Here is a 19,809-nt window from a genome sequence, read left to right as displayed (position 1 = left end):
AAAAATAAGGATGCAAAGTTACAGATTTAGAATGAAAAATGGTAGTTGTTACAGGAAATACATTGATCTTCAAAATCTTAAATTGGTTTGGTTTTTGTTCAGTATCTTTATCAACCGATAAATAAAGTAAAGATCATGATAAAAGCAATGAAACTCCAGAAAGCAGTGATCGCCATTATCCTTGGCGTGCTTGCGTTAGTTGCCTATTTGATCATGGATGCGAATGAAATCAGCTGGAGCAAATATGTTCTTGAAGCTTCGGGATTGTTCCTGATGCTGGGCGCATTTTTATTCCTGTACCCGATTTTGTTTGCCAGACAGGACAAAGAGGGCTGTGTTGAACTGGATCCTGAAGCGCCACTGTCCAAAGCACCGGAAACTGCAGAAGAATAGCAGATCAGCCATAATAATTTACAGGGATAAGCTGAAAGCTTATCCCTTTTTTCATTTTATGCCTCTGCATATACTGACTGAAGATGCCTGGGCTGCGGTTTTGGAGATCGCTGGGTGTTTAAATCTATCACCGGGAAATGCCCCAGGAGTTATAAGGAGCAGTATTAAACCATCTGTTTTGTTTTTTCGGGTATTCACTTAATGTAAAATAATAATTATTTTATTACTAAGTACTTGTGTGTCATTGTTATTATAGGGAAAATATGTTAACTTGTATAGGTGATATACATCATATATACATTTATTTACCTAAAATAATAACTATGAAAACAACCCTGAAATTATCTGTAAAAAGCAAAATCCTGGCTGCGGCCTGTTTAATGCTGGCGCTTGCCTCCTGTAAAAAAGAAACAAAATTACCTCCTGAAAGCCTGTCTTCTGCCACTGCACTCAAAACCAATGCAATTGGTACCAACGGACCTAAAGGCGTCTGTTATGTAGAGGTCAACAGTAACGATTTAAGAAATGTAGCGAAGTATACGCTAACAAATGGCAGCCCTTTATTTGATATCGGGATTATCTTTGCGGCCAATATCAATTTCAATACAAGCAGCCGCACAGCAGAACTCTTTTTCAATCCGCAGGTCACAAATGTGCTGAGCAACAGGGACACGTATGTGAAGCCACTGCAGGACAAAGGCATCAAAGTCCTGCTTTCTATCCTGGGCAACCATCAGGGGGCGGGGATGACCAATTTTACCAGCATGGCTTCTGCACAGGCTTTCGCACAGCAGCTGAGCAACGCAGTTAGCACCTATGGACTGGATGGGATAGATTTTGACGATGAATATTCTGATTATGGCAATAATGGAACTACGCAGCCAAATGACAGTTCTTTCGTATTTCTGGTGACTGCTCTTCGGGAGTTGATGCCGTCCAAGATTATTTCATTTTATTTCTACGGGCCTGCAGCGTCGAGATTGTCTTATCAAGGAGTAACTGTAGGTTCAAAGGTTAACTACAGTTGGAATGCGATATATGGTACTTACAGTACGCCGGCAGTGCCTGGTCTGGCCAAAAGCAATCTTGGCCCGGCAGCAATTGACATTACCGCCACCAGTGCGGGTACTGCTGCCTCGCTTGCTACCAGGACAGTGAGTGACGGTTATGGTATTTATCTGTACTACAACCTGCCGAATGCAGATTCGCATACTTATCTTTCAAACATATCAAATGCACTTTATGGTTTTGGTACGGTGTACAATTAAAACGACCGATATAAAAAGAGAGCGCTTTCCGGGCGCTCTCTTTCTATTAAAAAGGTTTTGGTTACCAGAACTTCACATATAATGCGGTGATGATCAAAAGAGTTAAAATGATCAGCGCCAGCGTAGAGGGTTTCACATTAAACATACTTTTATCCAGCTCAAAAGCTTTAGGGTTAACCTTTGGCCCAGCATAACTCATGGCAATCATAATCACCATTGTAAAGGCAAAAGACAGTCCCATACAGATATGAAAGGGGATCTCCCATCCGCCTGCTCCATTTGGATAGGCCGTGTAAAGAATCGTGTCATGTCCCATCAGCGAAGGCGCCAGCTCATTAAAGAAAACCGAAAATAAGAAACCCGCCAGTACCCCTGCAATTGCAGCAGCACCTGTAGTCCTTTTCCAGAACATCCCGAGGAAGAACATCGCGAATACACCTGGACTGATAAAACCTGTGTATTTCTGGATATAGGTGAAACCACCCACTCCGCCAATACCCAGTAAGTCGTTCCAGGTAAACAGAACTGCCAGGATCAGGCCGATCACTACTGTAGCACGGCCTACAAATACCAGGTTTTTCTGGTCCGAATCTTTTTTGAAATATTTTGAATACACATCCAGCGTGAAAATCGTAGAGATACTATTCACTTTACCTGCAAGGGAGGCAACAATCGCTGCGGTCAGTGCCGCAACAGACAGGCCTTTTAATCCTGTAGGCAGGAAGGTGAGCACCGCAGAATAAGCACCATCTTTGCCGCCGATCAGCTGTGGAAGATACCCGCCCCTGTACAATACATAGGCAGCGATACCAGGCAGCATCACGATCAGTGGCATCATTAACTTTAACAAGCCGGCAAACAGGATACCCGTTCTTGCCGTATGCAGATCGGCGCCCAAAGCACGCTGTGTGATGTACTGGTTACATCCCCAGTAGTTCAGGTTGATGATCCAGATTCCGGCAAGGTAAGAAGCCAGTCCGGGGAAAGTGAGGTATTTGCTGATCTCATTCTGCGTAGAGGTAGCGGTAGGTCTCGGGATAATCATTTTGAAATGCTCCGGCGCCTGATCCATCAGCACCTTAAACCCTGCAATGGCATTGCTGCCCACGCCAAATTTCTCGCCAACAACCGTCAGTGCGATATAGGTAGTTACCAGTCCTCCAAAGATCAGTACTGCCACCTGTATCACATCCGTATAAGCCACAACCTTCATCCCGCCCAGCGAAATGAACAGCGCAAATACCGCAAGGCCGATCATGATCACATGCAGGTATTCCCCTCCGGTAAGCCCATTGATGGCTACCGCGCCCAGGTATAGGATTGAGGTCAGGTTTACAAATACATACAGGAACAGCCAGAAAATGGCCATAATCAGGGCCACCGATTCATTATACCTTGTTTTAAGGAACTGAGGCATGGTATAGATCTTGTTTTTGAGGTAGACCGGTATAAACCAGACTGCCACAATGATCAGGGCGATGGCTGCGATCCATTCATAGGCAGCTACGGCGACCCCGAGGAAGAAACCTTCCCCGCTCATCCCGATAAACTGTTCAGCAGAAATATTGGATGCGATGAGTGAGGCACCGATGGCCCACCATGTTAAAGTACCTTCCGCGAGGAAGAACGCTTTCGCATCATGTTCATTTCTCTGCCTTTTGTGATAAATAGAGTATCCATACAGGGAAACAACCAGGAAGTAAATAATAAAAACTACATAGTCGGTAGTTGCTAAGCTATTGGTCATAATTTAATTTGGTTAGAATTTTTCATCATTTTTAATGTTTATTTAACTGATAATATACCTCGTTCCACTTTAACTCGTTGCGTAATTGATTTATAGTAGTTTGATTATCGATGCCAACATACTCAATCCCTGCGATATCTGCAAAATCTGTGAGATGTTCTGCTGTTAAATTTTGACTATAACATGTATGATGCGCTCCGCCGGCATAAATCCATGCCGCGCAACCTGTTTTCATATCGGGTTGTGGCTTCCACAATACACGTGCTACCGGTAGTTTAGGTAGTTCATGTTGTTCATCAACGCCATCAACTACGTTTACCAGCATACGGAACCTGTTGCCCATATCAATGATCGACGCATTTAAGGCCGGGCCGTTTGCTGCATCAAAAATCAACCGTACAGGATCGGCTTTGCCGCCAATTCCCAGCGGGTGTATTTCACATTTTACCGGTCCTTTCGCTAAAGCAGCATCCACTTCCAGCATATGTGAGCCTAAAACAAAAGAATTTTTTGGTTCAAAATGATACGTATAATCTTCCATAAAAGCATTGGCGCCTTCCAGTCCGCTGCCCATCACCTTCATTGTGCGTACCAGTACAGCCGTTTTCCAGTCGCCCTCACCTGCAAAACCGTACCCATCGCTCATTAAGCGCTGTACTGCAATACCCGGAAGCTGGCTCATACCATGCAGATCTTCAAATGTATCCGAGAAACCTTTGAAATTGCCCTGTTCAAGGAAGGTGCGCAACCCTATTTCTATTTTCGCAGCTTCTCTCAGTGAAGCGTGCTGGGCACCACCTTTGATCAGGCTTTGTGCCATCACATAGCTGTCTGCATATTCCTTTACCAGCTGATCAATATCGGCATCCGAAGTCTGATTGATCACAGCCACCAGGTCGCCGACCCCATAGGTATTCACGGAGAAACCGAATTTTATTTCTGCTTCAACTTTATCTCCTTCAGTTACCGCAACGTTGCGCATGTTATCGCCAAAGCGGGCGTATTTTGCACCCTGCATATCAAACCATCCCGCGGCAGCGCGCAGCCAGGTATTTACGCTTTCGCGCACTTCGGGGTCTTCCCAGTGCCCGGCAACCACTTTACGGTTGATGCGCATTCTCGAAACAATAAATCCGAACTCACGGTCGCCATGCGCACTCTGGTTCAGGTTCATGAAATCCATGTCCATTGTGCTCCATGGAATATCGCGGTTAAACTGTGTATGTAAATGGAGTAAGGGTTTCTGTAATATTTTTAGTCCGCCGATCCACATTTTTGCGGGAGAAAAAGTGTGCATCCAGGCAATGATGCCGATGCAGTTCTCTGCGTTATTGGCTTCCTGGCATACGGCATAAATCTCATCTGCTGTTTTAACTGTTGGCTTGAAAACGATTTTTACGGGGATCTGAGGAGAATCATTCAGCGCTCCTGCGATTTGCTGAGAATGTTCTGCTACTTGTCTCAGTGTTTCTTCTCCGTATAAATGCTGGCTTCCGGTGATGAACCAGGCTTCTAATTGTTTGAGGTTGGTTGTCATAGTTTTTGTTTATTGACCGTAATAGGAATCCACACCGTGTTTCCTCTCGTAATGTTTCTGAATTAAAGCATCTTTCATGGGGCGGACATCGTTTCTGATCTGTTCGGTAAGGAATGCCATTTTTGCCAGTTCTTCCACGACTGCGCTGTTGTAAACCGCTTTGTCTGCTGTTTTTCCCCAGGTAAAGGGGGCATGGTTGCCCACAAGGATCATTTCCACATCTGTGTAACTTAAGCCCTGTTCTGTAAGGTGATCGATAATCTGGAACCCTGTTTCGTACTCATAGTTTCCTTTGATCTTTTCGTCGCTCATAGGTGGGGCGCAGGGAACAGCTGCGGTAGTATGATCGGCATGGGTGGTTCCGTATACCGGGATCGGCTTCAGCGATTGCGCCCAGGCGGTTCCGTAAGTAGAATGCGTATGTACGATGCCGCCGATATCTTCCCAGTGTTTATAAAGTACAGCATGTGTTTTGGTGTCGGACGAAGGCCTGAGGTTGCCTTCAACGGTATTGCCGTCAAAATCCACGATCACCATATTTTCTGCTGAAAGGTCCTCATAAGGAACCCCGCTTGGTTTGATTGCAAACACTTTTTTCTCTCTGTCGGCAGCACTTGCATTTCCAAAAGTGAAAAGCACAAGGCCCAGTTTAGGAAGCTGCATATTTGCTGCATATGCTTTTTCCCGGATCTCCTGATATTCGTTCATTTTTTTTATAATTTAATAATGTCCGGGGACAATCGTATTGCTGATCAGCAGAGCTGATTAACCATGATCTGTATTTTGTTCAATATACGCACCGAGCGACTGGTACCGCGGGTAGCGGCTGGCGTAATAGGCTACGTTCTTCTCCTCAGGGAAATACTCCGAATCAAATCCGCTGCCCATTCCTTTCATCGCTTCTTCTACTGTCGGATATACGCCGCCAACTACGGCTGCAAACATCGCTGCACCCAGGGCACAGGTATGTTCAAACTGGTGGATACGGATGGGCATGTTCAGTACATCTGCCATCATCTGCATGATATACGGTGATTTCTTGGCTACGCCACCTATGCCGATGATCCCTTTTACAGGGATTCCTTCAGAAATGAAACGGTCTACGATGTTTTTAGCACCAAAGCAGGTGGCTTCTGCCAGTGCCCTGAACAGGCGCGGCGCATCTGTACCCAGATCAAGATTGCTGAGGGCACCTTTGAGTTCCTGGTTGGCATCTGGTGTTCTTCTGCCGTTAAACCAGTCGATACCCAGTTCATCGTCGTCATTTTTTGGCAGTACAGCGGCCTGTTTGCTGAGTTCCGGGATGATCTTGTCCAGCATTTCTTCCATCAATGCGTTCGCTGTAGCTTTCTCAATCAGCACTGATTGATGCAGCAGCGTTTTAAGCGGCCAGCTCAGTATATTTTTAAACCAGGCATAGGTATCGCCAAAGGCCGATTGACCAGCTTCGAGCCCCATCATACCGGGAATCACCGATCCGTTTACCTGACCGCAGATACCTTTGATCAGTTTGCCCTCGATATCGGCCGCAGGTGCCACGAGGATATCACAGGTAGAAGTTCCCATGACCTTGCTCAGGTGGTAAGGCTCAATCTGTCCGCCCACAGCACCCATGTGTGCGTCAAAGGCGCCGACACCCACAACAACTGATGTGCTCAATCCCAATCTGGTTGCCCATTCTTCACTTAAGAAGCCGGCGGGTTCATCAGAAGTGTAAGTTTCTTTAAACAGGCGTTCTGTATAACCATCCAGTAAAGGGTCGAGGTCTCTAAAAAACTGATTAGGGGGGAGGCCACCAAATTCTTCGGCCCAGAGGGCCTTGTGACCGGCGGCGCAGCGGCTGCGTTTCATTTCTTTGATGTCCTTTCCGCCTGTTAACAGGAAAGGGATCCAGTCGCAATGCTCTACCCAGGAGTAACATGCGGTCCTTACCTTTTCGTCTGTTCTCAGTGTGCGAAGCAGTTTTGCCCAAAACCATTCTGAAGAATAGATGCCACCTTCGTAATCGAGGTAGTTGATATCATATTTAAGGGCATGCTCGTTGATCTGTGCAGCTTCTTTGACGGCGGTGTGGTCTTTCCAAAGCACGAACATTGCGTGCGGGTTTTCTTCAAATCCGGGGGTCAGGGACAGTGGTGTTCCTGCTTTGTTGACAGCCACAGGGGTAGAGCCTGTGGTATCTATGGCTATTGCTTTAACGGCATCGGCAGCAGCCTGTCCGCCAGCTTTCTCCAGGCAGGCTTTAATTGTATGTTCCAGTCCTTCGGTATAATCGAGGGGGTGCTGTCTGAACTGATTTGCTGCAGGATCACAAAATAACCCTTTTTGCCATCTCGGATAGTTAAAAACTGAGGAAGCGATCTCTTCACCATTTTCGGCATTTACAAGTACGGAACGGACAGAGTCTGAACCATAATCTACTCCAATAACGTATATATTTGGTTTCATAAAATAATTAAATGTCTAATTAACGTTTATTTATTTACTAAACGAAATTTTTTATGAAATTTAACATTGGAGTAGATGATCGAGCAAAGTCATATGGCATTTTACACCTTGATTTTAATAATTTTGGCGTGATATAGAATTTATACTTCGCCAAAACGCCTAAAAAACATGCTGTTTTGGCGTAGTATAAATTCTATATTACGCCAAATTCTATTAACTTTCATTATATTTGTCTTGTAAACAGTAAGATATGGAAACTGTAATAGGGAGAAAAGAAGAAATGCAATTTCAGGACAAATAGAAAAATCCGGCGAAGCAGAACTGATTGCAGTTTACGGGCGAAGAAGGGTGGGCAAAACATTTCTAATTCGTAACGGATTCAGCAAAGCAATTTCTTTTGAGTTTTCTGGAATACATCATGCAACTTTAGATCAACAGCTCGAAAACTTCAGCCTTGCACTATCTGCAGGTTCTACCGGTTTGCCTGTGGCAAAAGCGGCCAGCTGGTTAAAAGCATTCGAAATGCTCAGGCAGTATCTGTCTCCTGTGTTAAAAATAGAACGTACCATTATTTTTATTGATGAATTTCCATGGATTGACACCCCGAGATCGGGATTTCTCCCGGCATTTGAAAGCTTCTGGAATAGCTGGGCTTCACGGGAAAAAAATCTGATTGTTGTAATTTGCGGATCGGCTGCGGCTTGGATGATTAAGAAGGTTGTTAACAACCGTGGAGGCTTACACAACAGGGTGACCAGGAGAATCAGGCTGCTCCCGTTTACAGTTGGAGAGATGACAGCCTTTCTGAAACACAGAAAAGTAAATCTGGATTATTATCAAACCTTGCAGCTTTATATGGCAATGGGAGGAATTCCACAATACCTGAAAGAGATCCGGCCGGGCGACAGTGCCACGCAGAATATCGATAGGCTCTGTTTTACCAAAGAAGGTCTCCTGCAAGACGAATTCAAAAACCTTTACCATTCCCTGTTCGACACTGCTCAAAGCCATATTGACATTGTTAGGGCACTTGCTAAAAAAGGAATGGGCATGTCCCGTACTGAACTTATCGCCGCGTGTAAGCTAACAAGTGGCGGATATGCGACCCAGGTACTGGATGAACTCACCGAGTCCGGATTTATAACTCCCTATATTCCATTCGGAAAGACAAAAACTTATTTGTTATATAAACTCACAGATGAGTATTCGTTATTCTATCTTAAGTTTATTGAGGGAAGCAAAGCTGTTGGAAGCGGAACCTGGATTACATTTATTTCGGGAAATTCCTGGACAAGCTGGAGCGGAAATGCATTCGAGAGTATCTGTATGAAACACATCCCGCAGCTAAAAAAAGCGATTGGGATTGAGGCTGTATACGCAGAGGTATCCGTATGGAGGCATCAACCAGTTACCAAAGCGGACAGGGGAACGCAGATTGACCTGGTGATTGACAGAGGTGATTCATGCATCAATATCTGCGAAATGAAATTTTCCGACCGGCCATTTGAAATCAGCAAAGCTTACGCAAAGGAACTGGAAAACAAGCTGGCCGTATTCCGAGACCAGACAAAAACCAGAAAGACGTTGTTCCTGACTATGGTTACAACTTATGGGCTAAGAAATGGCACAAGTTTTTCCGGGCTGGTACAAAAGGAAATCGGCATGGACATGCTCTTTGATCGTTAGATCTCCGTTGCTTCAGACAATAGCTCTCCAATATACTCGCTGTTCGAAACATGCCTGCCATCCGGCGAAAGAAAGAACATCCAGATATGAGAATTGCCCAACCTGAGTGCGAGCGGCAGATCTATCCTGACTGCAAGATCTGATCTGATTGCTGTTTTGAAGGACTGCACTTTCTCTGCTCTGTCGTTATAAATCAAAACTATAGCCCGGTCGTTTCCTATGATCCTCATTTTGGCTGCTTCAGTAACTTCCCAGGTGATTGAAATCTGATCTTCCTGTACTGTAATCAAGTTCCCTGACCAGACAGGCTCCCTGTCGCCCCGGCTCAGGATGATTTTACTGTAATCGATTACAAAATTTGGAGCTTTGCCTTTAACCGCCCTGTGCCAGTTGTAATGCATAGCACGGTTAAAGGGGCTGTCTTTGTTCTTTTTGTGATAGAAACCAATTCTTATAAAGGGCTTGAAGGGGCCGAGGAACCTTGACAAAACATCGAGCCTGAAGTTCTGCGGTAGCAGTTTGTCTTTCTCAATTGTTTTGGTAGACCGGCTTTTGAGCACATCAAGGTTCCGCCATGTAGTGCCAACGCCCGGGCCCAGTTTACCTTTAAAACCGCCCAGGAAGCCCTTTCTGAAAACCGCCATTATTTCGATGGTTTTTTCCAGGTCAGCCGGCCTGTGTAAACACTGTTTGATACATCAGTTCTGTCATCCGTAATGAAGGAGATATATGTCTCTATCACTGTTTTTTCATTAAAGGAGGGGAGTTTAAGCTTTTCCGTGCCCGCAGTTCGTCTGGCGCCACTGGTAATAAATACCGCTTTTAGAGTTTGAGGGAAGTAGGCAACAAGCATCACCTGATCAAGAAGATCTGCACCGCCGGCATCCAGATCAGGTTCCCAGCTAAATTCGAGGATGTTGTCATTCAGGATTACCTTCGGGTTTTTGGGCGAAGGAACGGAACCCAAGGAAAGGATCACCTTTTTGTAGTTGATCTCCAGATTAGGGTAGATCCCTTTAATTGCTCCGGGCTTATTTACCGAGGTAGCAACACTATAGAAATCCCAGTCCTGTGGTTTTGGGGTATTTCTGAACCCTACACGTATAAAATCTTTAAGAGGTGTAAGAAAGGGAGAGATCAACTGTGTCCTCATCCGTACTTCTTCCTGTTTTTCTGAATAGGTTTCTACTATTCCGATTGTGCGGCCTACAATCTTTCCGTTGAGTTTATAGAAGACCATATTGCCAATTCTTCCTGTGAAATCGCCGAAGGCGCCATCTAAAAGTCCCATATAATTAAATATTTGGTTAATAATTGACAGCAAGTTAGTCAGGGTTTTTAAAAATGGCAATAGGTTAAACACCTGTTCTTTAGTGTGTTATGTGCTTATTTTTTGTGTTCCGGAGCCGAAGATTTACAGGTCGCAAAGTTTTTTCACGGTGCTTGTCAAGTATAAACACGTATTAAACAGATAGATAACTTAATAAGAACCCGCTGTATTTCTGGGCTTGCTGTGGGGTTGCCTTGTGGTTATTCTGGGCCACTACAAATCAACCCCAAATCGACCGTACATCAACCCCACAGCAACCGCGGAAAATCAATAAGTTTTATACGAGTTCAGTATAAGTTAAATACGGGTTATTTCATAACAAGCCTGGAACAGCCCCCTGCATTTGCCTTGCTGAGCTAAAAAGAAAGAATATCAGAAAATAATGCCGGTATACAGGCTCTTAGTTTTAACTGATCAGGTTTTCGGGATTTGGAATAAAATTGAGAAACGCCTGGAACTTGGCCTTGTACTTTTTCTTGTCCAGCTTAAAATAAAAGGCTCCCTTCTTGGAATTTGACTTATCTTTTTCTTCAAGCTTGATCAGTAAGCCCGTAGAAGTCAGCTTCCTGATAAAATTCCTATTGTCGATTTTGGTGTTGTAAACGCCTTCGTACAAACTTTGCAGTTGCGGTATCGTAAATTTTCTTGGCAGCAGCTCAAACAGGAGGGGGTGCAATGCGGCCTTATACCTGATCTTTTGCTTCGCAATTTCTACCATCTGCCCGTGATCAAATACAAGCGTGGGCATCTCATTCACCAAAAACCACTCTGCATGGTACCTGTCGCTCAGCTGTGTTTCGTATTTATGAATGTCTATCAGTGCAAAATAAGCAACGGAAACGATCCGCTCATCAGGGTCCCTTGATGGATTTCCAAAGGCATAAAGTTGTTCAAGATAAACACCTTCAAGGCCCGTCAGCTGAAGCAGGATCTTGTTTGCCGCTTCATCCAGGCTTTCTCCGGTTTTAATAAAACCGCCCATCAGGCTCCATTTATCTTTCTCCGGCTCAAAGCCTCTTTTAATCAGCAGGATCTTTAAGTTTTCTCCATCAAAACCAAAAATAATGCAGTCTACTGCAAGCAGCATTTTTGTTTCTGTTGTATTATTCGTCATTAAGGTATTTTAAGATAACCGCGCTAATATTAGTCAAAAGATTTACATCTGCAAAGTTAAGAAGAATTATGTTAATCGTTGTTTTGACGGTTAATATAATTTTCTCTATTTTGGCGTTGACTATATATAAACCATTAAAGAAATTATGAAAACGAACCAAAGTTTATTTTTTGCTTTGCTCCTGGTTTCGGGAGCAATGGCAAGTTGCAATTCTAATTCATCAAAAAAAACGGGCAGTACAGACGCTGTTCAAACCACTGCTGAGAAAGCTGCAATTCCTGATTCTGCTGCCTTTGAAGGCACAGTAGACAACAAGAAAGTTCATTTATACACGCTTAAGAATAAAAGTGGCGACGAGGTGGCAATCACTAACTTTGGCGCCAGGCTGGTTTCGCTGCTGGTGAAAGATAACAAAGACCAGCTGGTTGACGTAATTCTTGGCCATGACAGCTTATCGCCTTATCAAAGCAAAGAAGAAAATTTCTTTGGTGCTGTAGTAGGCCGTTACGGAAACAGGATTGCAAAGGGCAAGTTTTCCCTCGACGGTAAATCGTATCAGCTGGATATTAACAATGGCCAGAATACCCTGCATGGCGGAGCCAACGGGTTTTACAAAAAAGTATGGGACGCCAAAAAAACTGACGATCATACACTTGAACTCAGTTATGTTTCCAAAGATGGCGAAGGCGGATACCCGGGTAACCTTAGCGTAAAAGTAACCTATACTTTAGATGATGACCATTCTTTAAAAATCGCCTATAATGCTACCACAGACAAGGCAACGGTAGTGAACCTGACCAATCACGCCTATTTTAACCTGAACGGTGCGGGCGATCAAACAATAACTGACCATACACTGCAGCTTGAAGCGGATGAGTATACCCCTGTAGATACTACTTTGATCCCAACAGGTAAACTGGAAAAAGTTGCGGGTACGCCGTTCGACTTTACCAAAGCTAAACTGATCGGTGTGAATATCAACGACAGTAACCCTCAGTTGAAAAACGGAAAAGGTTACGACCATAACTGGGTACTGAGAAAAGGTACAGGCCTGCGCAAAGCTGCTACCGTGAGCAGTCAGAAAACAGGTATTGTGATGGAAGTGCTGACCGAAGAGCCGGGAATACAATTTTATAGCGGTAACTTCCTGACCGATAAAATTAACAATGGCAAAGGAAAGGCTACATACGGATACCGCTCTGCATTATGCCTTGAAACACAACATTTCCCTGATTCTCCTAACCAGCCATCATTTCCGTCAACTGTGCTGAAACCGGGATCTGCATACAACACAATTACCGTTTATAAATTCTCTGTCAAAAAATAAGGTTTAGCAAACAAATCCGGCTTCCTGACATTAATTAAATATCATAAAATATTTTTAAAATGGATTCAACTCATCAACTTGAAGAATTAGCAATAAACACGGTAAGGACCTTATCAATTGACGCGGTACAAAAAGCCAATTCCGGTCACCCTGGTATGCCGATGGGCGCCGCCCCAATGGGTCACGTGCTGTATTCTCATTATATGAAATTTAACCCTAAAAACCCGGATTGGGCCAACAGGGACAGGTTTATATTATCTGCCGGACATGGATGTATGCTGCAGTACAGCTTATTGCATTTAACGGGTTTTAATGTTACGATAGACGATTTAAAAAACTTCCGCCAACTGAACAGTAAAACTGCTGGTCACCCTGAATACGGACTAATCGACGGCGTAGATGTCACAACCGGCCCCCTCGGACAGGGATTTGCCAACGGTGTAGGTTTTGCCATTGCACAAAAACATTTGGCAGCAAGATATAACAGGCCCGGATTTGATCTGTTTGATTACAAGATTTATGCGATCTGCAGTGATGGTGATATGATGGAGGGCGTAACCTCCGAAGCCGCATCGCTTGCCGGCCACCTGGAACTGGGCAATATGATTTATCTCTATGATGATAACCATATTTCAATCGAAGGTGCTACAGACATTGCCTTCAATGAAGATGTAGCGAAACGTTTTGAAGCCTATAACTGGCATGTGCAGGTGGTGAATGACGGGAACGACCTTGATGCGCTGATCATTGCAGTACGTAATGCAAAGGCAGAAACACAGAGGCCATCCCTGATTAAAGTGCGTACACAGATTGCCTATGGCAGTCCGAATAAAGTAAATACAGCAGGATCACATGGTTCTCCGCTGGGAGCTGATGAGATCAAACTGGTGAAAGAATTTTTTGGATTTGATCCGGAGAAATCATTCTACGTTCCTGAAGAAGTGGATGAGTTTTACCAGGCTGCAGGTAAAAAAGGAACAGATGCCAATGAGAAGTGGAATGAATTGTATGCAAAGTACAAAGAGAAATTCCCTGAGCTGGCGGCAGAATATGAGCAGGCACAAAGTGGTGAGCTGCCGGAAAACTGGAAAGATTCACTGCCTGTTTTTGCAGCTTCAAAAGATAAAATGGCTACCCGCCAGGCATCCGGAAAAGTGTTGAATGCGATCGCGGCCAGTGTCCCGGGATTAATTGGCGGTGCGGCGGATCTGGCTCCTTCTACAGAAACTAATCTTAAGGAGTACGATTCCTTTACCTCTGAAAAAAGAGACGGACGTAATTTCCACTTCGGTATCCGTGAGCATGCGATGGGTTCTGCCCTGGTAGGAATGGCGCTGACCAAAGGGGTGATCCCTTTTGGTGCAACCTTCCTGATGTTCTCTGAATATATGCGCCCGCCAATCCGTTTGGCGGCGATTATGAAGATCCGTCCGATTTTTGTGTATACACATGACAGTATCGGATTAGGTGAAGACGGAACTACGCACCAGCCGGTGGAGCAGTTGATTTCACTGCGGTCAATTCCTAATATCACGGTGATCCGTCCTGCGGATGCGAATGAAACTGCGCATGCATGGCGTGTTGCGCTGGAGCATAAAGACGGGCCTGTTGTACTGGTATTCACCAGACAGGGACTGCCGGTGCTTGACCAGGATAAATATGGCAAAGCCGAAGGATTGGAAAAAGGTGCCTATGTATTGTCGGACAGTGAAGGTACGCCTGACCTGATCCTGATTGCTACAGGTTCTGAAGTGGCGCTGATCATGGATGCACAGGCTAAGCTGAAAGAAGAAGGAATTGCTGCAAGGGTAGTGAGTATGCCTTCATGGGAACTTTTCGAAAAACAGGATGCTGCATACAAGGAGGAAGTATTCCCTAAAGCAGTGAGAAAACGCCTGGCTGTAGAAACGGGTTCTCCTCTTGGATGGCATAAATATGTGACCGATGAGGGCGATATTATCGCCATGACTACTTTTGGGGAGTCTGCACCAGCAGAGGAACTGTACAAAGTATTCGGATTTACGATTGACAATGTTGTAGGTAAAGCAAAAGCTTTACTGGGCAAATAGTATAGCAACAAAAAGCGCCCCTTCGGTATATCCGGAGGGGCGCTTTTTTATTTTGGGCTAAAACTTAATTTACATCAAACCAGAGTTTGGTTGTCAGCGCATCCGCGCCCTGATGTGCCACCGCTGCTTTGTATCCGTTAGGATTAAGCGACTGTTCTGTTCCCGGGTAGATATACCTTACCGGAATCGCACCATTCAAAGCACCTGCAACTGCCGGGCTAAGCTGTGGATAATCCAATCTTCTCCATTCTGTCCAGGCCTCTAATCCCTGTCCGTAAAGGGCAATCCATTTCTGATCGCCAATAGATTTCTTGTAGTTTGCAGAATTGTACTGAACGGCAGCACTTGCTTTGTAAGCTGTAATGTCTGCTGTGGAAACACCATACTGAGTTAAGGAAGCCTCTACTGCCTGACTGTATAAGGTAGCTGCATTTTCTCCGCTAAGTCCGCGGGCAGCAGCTTCTGCACGGTCGAACAATACTTCAGCATAGCTGATGATGACTGCCGGAGCGGTAGGTGCAATAAAATACGTGCCCAGTTTGGAAACCTGGTCTTTGCCCGGAAGGTTTGCACTCAGGCCGTTTGCTGCACCTGTATATGTTTGTGTTGCCACCGCTTTCTGTGCGTAGATGGCCAGGCGCGGATCATTTAGTGCAGTTAGCTGATCGATCAGCGTTTTACTTACGCGGTATTCATCAGGTCTCGTGTCAAACAGATTGCTGATCGGGTTCTGGTTGGGCGAAGCTTTATAAGCCAGTTGTGCTGTTTCGCTGTTTGCACTGATATAGCCTGTGCCTTCAGCGGCTACCGCTGCAATGGTCTGCCTTGCCAGTTCAGGCTCACGGTCTGCAATGCGCAGGGCAACGCGAAGGCGAAGGGAATTTGCAAACTTCTTCCATGAAGCGATAGAATTTGCGTAAATAATATCTCCTGCAATAGCTTTCCCGCTTGGATCAAGGGCATCCTGTGCAGTCTTCAGGTCGGCCAGTATACCCAGATATACATCCCTCTGGGCATCGTATTTTGGCAGCAGGTACTCATCGATATTGCCCGCCTGTGTGTAGGGGATATCGCCATACTGATCGGTCAGTGTAGTGAAGATCCAGGAGCGTAAAACAAGCGCTACACCCTTGTAGTTTGGGTTTGATGCAGCATCAGCAAGTTTGATGATCTGGTTCAGGTTAATGATCCCTTTGGCATAACCTACAGACCACAGATCTGAAAAACTGGCGTTGGTAAAAATATACCTGTCCGGATCTGTGTACTGGATCTTCGCGATGTGCTGTACAAAAAGCAGGCTGGCGCCCAGATTATTTGCAGTGCCCCAGTAGGTATCTGCATTAGCTTTGATCGCTGCTGTTAACAGGTAATCCGGCTGGGCATTTTCCGAAGCATTGGGGTTAATGTTGCTCTCATCGAGCGATTTTTTGCAGGATACCGCAGTAGATAATAGTGCTGCTGATATCAATAGGTATATATATCTGATCTTCATGATAATTAGAATTTAAGGTTGATGTTGAACCCAATGTTGCGTACTCCGGGAAGGGTTAAATCTTCCAGTCCCTGTCCGTTGCCTGTATTAAATGCAGTTTCGGGATCGATGTTGGGCACTTCTTTATGGATAATCAGCAGGTTACGGCCCACTACAGAAACTGTGGCACTTTGCAGTCCAACCGACTTGATCCACTGCTGCGGCAGGGTATATCCTAATTTGATCTCCCTTAATTTTACATAGGTAGCACTGTAGACCGTGCTTTCATCTGCATTGGTGGTAGACTTATAATACTGCGAAGCGGAGATAATCCTGCTGTTTGCAGTGCCGTCTGCCAGCACGCCATTGAAAACCATACCGTCGTCATAAACTTTTGCCCCGCCTGGTGCTGCGCTGCCGGCAGCAATCTGTACGGCTCTGGCTGTGTTGTCATTTCCAGGGAAATAGTAGCTCAGTCCCCCGTTTTCAGTACCGCGGCCCGGAAGGGTAGAGGCAAGTACGCCGGTGTAGATTCCTGTATTGTTGGTACCTGAATAGATCTTGCCGCCTACATGTGCATCTACCAGTACACTCAGGTTGATCCTTTTATAGGTAAAGCTATTGGTGATACCGCCCAGCCAGTTTGGTGTGTATTTACCCAGGACCTTTTTGGAGGCACTGATCACCGGTGTTCCGTCTGCATCTACCAGGATCTGGCCTGAGGCATTCCTCTCGTAGGCAGTTCCGAAGATGGTTCCATACGGCTGTCCTACTGCGGCAAGGATCTGTACTGTTCCGTCTGAACCCAGCACATAGCTCTGGATATCTCCGTACAGTGATTTTACCCTGCTCTTGTTGGAAGAGAAGTTGGTATTGATATCCCAGGTAAAGTTTGTGGTTTTAATTGGTGTGATACCTAACTGGAGTTCCACACCTTTGTTATTGATTGTTCCGCCATTTACCAGTTTACTGCTGTATCCTGTGGTAGGGCTTACATCAAGGCTCAGGATCTGGTTGATACTGTTGGTATTGTAAACACTGGCATCAAACCTCAGCCTGTTTTTAAAGAATCCCAGTTCAAAACCCGCTTCCGTAGATTTGGTAGTTTCCGGCTTGAGGTTAGCATTAAGATCTACCGGGTTGGCATATTGCTGCGGATTACCGTCAAATGGCGCAATAAAACCATAAGTGTTCATCAGCTGGTATGGTGTGGCATCCTTACCTACCTTAGACCATCCTCCGCGAAGTTTCGCGAAAGTAAGCGCGTCACTTTTAATATCAAATGCTTCGGTAAGGATTAGACTTCCGTTAACCGAAGGATAGAAGTAAGAGCGGTTTTCTACCGGAAGGGTAGATGACCAGTCGTTTCTGGCGGTAAGGTTTAGGTAGGCATAATTTCTGAAAGACAATTGTGCGGAACTGAAAGCACTGTATACTTTCTGTTTGGTATAGTAGTTATAGGAAATCAGCGGGTCTCTTGAATTGCTAAGGGTATACAAACCAGCTACTGCAAGTTTGGATGCCAGCTGGTCGTTGTTCTCCAGTGTTGAGGTACGCATGTTTCCGCCCAGCAATACATCGAGGCTAAAATCCTTGTTCAGTTTTTTGGTATAATCAAGCCTTGCTTCGGTATTGTTTTCATTAAAGGTATAGGCATCTTCTTCGTAAGAACCAAAAGGTGTTCCGTTGGTGCCGTAGGCAATTTTTGTTTTTCTGCGGTCGGTATAGTTATCATTACCGGTCCTGAAATTTGCAGACAGCCCGTCAATAATTTTATAGTTTAATTCTGCGCTACCGATCAGACGGTTACGTACCTGGCCAACGGTATTTTCGTAGGCAACAAAATAAGGATTGCTATAGTAGCTATTGTTCCAATTGATATTTTGTCCGTTTTCGTATAGGGATTTCAGCTGGGTAACATCTACCTGTCTACCGAACCAGGTAAACTGAAGCATGGTGCTGGTAGATCTTTTTCCTCCTGAACCCGGGATATTATCAGCACTGCTGTTGACATAGTTTGCATAGGTATTCAAGGTCAGTTTTGGCGTGATCTTATAACTGGAATTGAAGAGGAAGGAATTTTTGGACTGTGAAGAGTTGGGAATTACGCCCTTCTGATCCATGTTGTTGTATGAAAGACGGTAGTCGAACTTTTCATTGGAACCTGAAAATGCAATTCCATTATTGAGTGTACGGCCGGTGTTAAAGTAACTTTTCACATTATCGGGATGCGCCACGAAAGGAACTGCTACTCCGTTTGAATTAAATTGAGGAATCAGCCTTCCATCGAGGCGGGGTCCCCAGCTTTCGTCCACACCGTCATTTAAGCCGCCGCCTGCACCATCCTTATAGCTGAACTCGCCATTGGCGCCCTGGCCGTATGAGTTCTGGTAATCCGGAAGGATCAGCAGGCTTGAGAAGGTGGTGTTTGACGTCACGCTGATCCCTAATCCCTGTGAGCCTTTTCCTTTTTTTGTAGTGATGAGCACCACACCTGCTGCGGCACGCGATCCATACAAGGCCGCTGCATTGGGCCCTTTCAGTACGCTCATCGATTCGATATCGTCGGGATTGATATCAGAAATCGGATTGGCATAATCTCTCGATGCCGAGGTAGCAGATATAGCCGAGTTTCCAAGGGTTTGTGTATTATCAACCGGTACGCCATCAATGATAAACAAAGGCTGGTTGTTTCCGGATATCGAGGTTTCTCCGCGGATGATGATCCGTGATGAACCCATATCCCCCTGGCTGTTGGTCACCTGTACACCGGCAATCTTTCCGGCAAGGGCATTCACCAGGTTTACCTCCCGGGCTTCTGCAATATCCTTTGATTTGAGTTCCTGTACGGCATAGCCCAGTGATTTCTTTTCTTTGGGGATGTTCAGGGCGGTTACCACCACCTCACTGAGCGCGTTCTGCGATTCTTCGAGGATAATATTTAATGTCGTATTTCCACTGGTAATTTTAATTTCCTGTGCATTATAGCCTATAGAGAAGATTCTTAAGATATCATTCTCGTTTGCACTGAGGCTGAATTTACCATCGGCATTGGTTTGAGTGCCGTTGCTGCCGCCTTTGACGGAAACACTCACGCCCGGAATGGCCTGGCCGGTAGCCTTTTCGGTGATCACACCGGATATTTTAACAGATTGTGCAGCTGCGATCTGTATTGTGAAAAAGGATAAAGCGATCCCTAGTACAAGCTTGTAGAGTTTGAACATATGACTAAATTAATGGTTGTGTTCTTTTCTGATCCGCAACTGGCTTCCAAATGGATTTGAGCCGTATAGCGATGCAAAATCTGAACCTGGTAATGATGAATTTTAAATTTTACTGGGTTTGCGGAGAATTGCTGTTAGGAACAGGACATGAGATGGCAACAACAGCGATGTGAGTGGTTGTGGACCAGAATGGAA

General features: G+C 45.1%; 14 protein-coding genes. 5 read left to right on the top strand and 9 right to left on the bottom strand.

Features of this window, described 5'->3' with window-relative positions; all coding sequences use genetic code 11:
* Positions 1–147 precede the first annotated feature (147 nt).
* Together FN831_RS12125 and FN831_RS12120 are read left to right on the top strand one after the other, a co-directional pair.
* A complete protein-coding gene (locus FN831_RS12125) occupies positions 148–393 on the top strand; it encodes an isoleucyl-tRNA synthetase (RefSeq protein ID WP_246101489.1) in 246 nt (81 codons plus the stop codon).
* Positions 394–716: 323 nt separating this feature from the next.
* Complete coding sequence (locus FN831_RS12120) at positions 717–1,661, top strand: endo-beta-N-acetylglucosaminidase H (RefSeq protein ID WP_142528470.1); 945 nt, start codon at positions 717–719, stop codon at positions 1,659–1,661.
* A 61-nt stretch (positions 1,662–1,722) separates the two neighbouring features.
* On the opposite strand, the gene FN831_RS12115 is transcribed toward FN831_RS12120, so the two are convergent.
* The 4 genes from FN831_RS12115 to FN831_RS12100 are packed head-to-tail and all read right to left on the bottom strand — an operon-like array spanning position 1,723 to position 7,393.
* Positions 1,723–3,408, bottom strand: coding sequence for a sodium:solute symporter family transporter (locus FN831_RS12115; protein WP_142528469.1), 1,686 nt, complete (start codon positions 3,406–3,408; stop codon positions 1,723–1,725).
* A 31-nt stretch (positions 3,409–3,439) separates the two neighbouring features.
* On the bottom strand, positions 3,440–4,945 hold the full coding sequence (gene araA / locus FN831_RS12110) for an L-arabinose isomerase (RefSeq protein WP_142528468.1): 1,506 nt from the start codon (positions 4,943–4,945) through the stop codon (positions 3,440–3,442).
* Positions 4,946–4,954: 9 nt separating this feature from the next.
* A complete protein-coding gene (locus tag FN831_RS12105) occupies positions 4,955–5,653 on the bottom strand; it encodes an L-ribulose-5-phosphate 4-epimerase (protein WP_142528467.1) in 699 nt (232 codons plus the stop codon).
* Positions 5,654–5,710: 57 nt separating this feature from the next.
* Positions 5,711–7,393 (bottom strand): ribulokinase, encoded by a 1,683-nt coding sequence (locus FN831_RS12100; protein ID WP_142528466.1) that lies wholly within the window; start codon positions 7,391–7,393, stop codon positions 5,711–5,713.
* 285 nt (positions 7,394–7,678) lie between these two features.
* On the opposite strand from FN831_RS12100, the gene FN831_RS12095 reads away from it, so the two are divergent.
* On the top strand, positions 7,679–9,079 hold the full coding sequence (locus FN831_RS12095; protein ID WP_221931335.1) for an AAA family ATPase: 1,401 nt from the start codon (positions 7,679–7,681) through the stop codon (positions 9,077–9,079).
* On the opposite strand, the gene FN831_RS12090 is transcribed toward FN831_RS12095, so the two are convergent.
* From FN831_RS12090 to FN831_RS12080, 3 genes are all read right to left on the bottom strand, one after another.
* Positions 9,076–9,723 (bottom strand): DUF6266 family protein, encoded by a 648-nt coding sequence (locus FN831_RS12090; RefSeq protein ID WP_142528465.1) that lies wholly within the window; start codon positions 9,721–9,723, stop codon positions 9,076–9,078. The genes FN831_RS12095 and FN831_RS12090 overlap by 4 nt on opposite strands.
* Positions 9,723–10,370: a DUF6266 family protein gene (locus FN831_RS12085; RefSeq protein ID WP_142528464.1), complete on the bottom strand. Its 648-nt coding sequence runs from the start codon at positions 10,368–10,370 to the stop codon at positions 9,723–9,725. Before FN831_RS12085 ends, FN831_RS12090 begins: the two co-directional genes overlap by 1 nt.
* Positions 10,371–10,815: 445 nt before the next feature.
* On the bottom strand, positions 10,816–11,523 hold the full coding sequence (locus tag FN831_RS12080; RefSeq protein ID WP_142528463.1) for an NUDIX hydrolase: 708 nt from the start codon (positions 11,521–11,523) through the stop codon (positions 10,816–10,818).
* A 145-nt stretch (positions 11,524–11,668) separates the two neighbouring features.
* On the opposite strand from FN831_RS12080, the gene FN831_RS12075 reads away from it, so the two are divergent.
* Together FN831_RS12075 and tkt are read left to right on the top strand one after the other, a co-directional pair.
* Positions 11,669–12,850, top strand: coding sequence for an aldose epimerase family protein (locus tag FN831_RS12075; RefSeq protein WP_142528462.1), 1,182 nt, complete (start codon positions 11,669–11,671; stop codon positions 12,848–12,850).
* Between the two features lie 59 nt (positions 12,851–12,909).
* Complete coding sequence (gene tkt / locus FN831_RS12070) at positions 12,910–14,919, top strand: transketolase (RefSeq protein ID WP_142528461.1); 2,010 nt, start codon at positions 12,910–12,912, stop codon at positions 14,917–14,919.
* A 64-nt stretch (positions 14,920–14,983) separates the two neighbouring features.
* On the opposite strand, the gene FN831_RS12065 is transcribed toward tkt, so the two are convergent.
* Positions 14,984–16,411 carry a SusD/RagB family nutrient-binding outer membrane lipoprotein gene (locus FN831_RS12065; RefSeq protein ID WP_142528460.1) on the bottom strand — a complete coding sequence of 476 codons (1,428 nt, stop codon included), beginning with the start codon at positions 16,409–16,411 and terminating at the stop codon, positions 14,984–14,986.
* Positions 16,412–16,416: 5 nt separating this feature from the next.
* A complete protein-coding gene (locus tag FN831_RS12060) occupies positions 16,417–19,614 on the bottom strand; it encodes a SusC/RagA family TonB-linked outer membrane protein (protein WP_142528459.1) in 3,198 nt (1,065 codons plus the stop codon).
* Between the last annotated feature and the right edge of the window lie 195 nt (positions 19,615–19,809).

The sequence above is a fragment of the Pedobacter westerhofensis genome, assembly GCF_900182595.1.
GTDB lineage: Bacteria > Bacteroidota > Bacteroidia > Sphingobacteriales > Sphingobacteriaceae > Pedobacter > Pedobacter westerhofensis.
The sequence above is the reverse complement of the archived record's forward strand: the minus strand, read 5'-3'. Positions and strand labels throughout refer to the sequence as shown.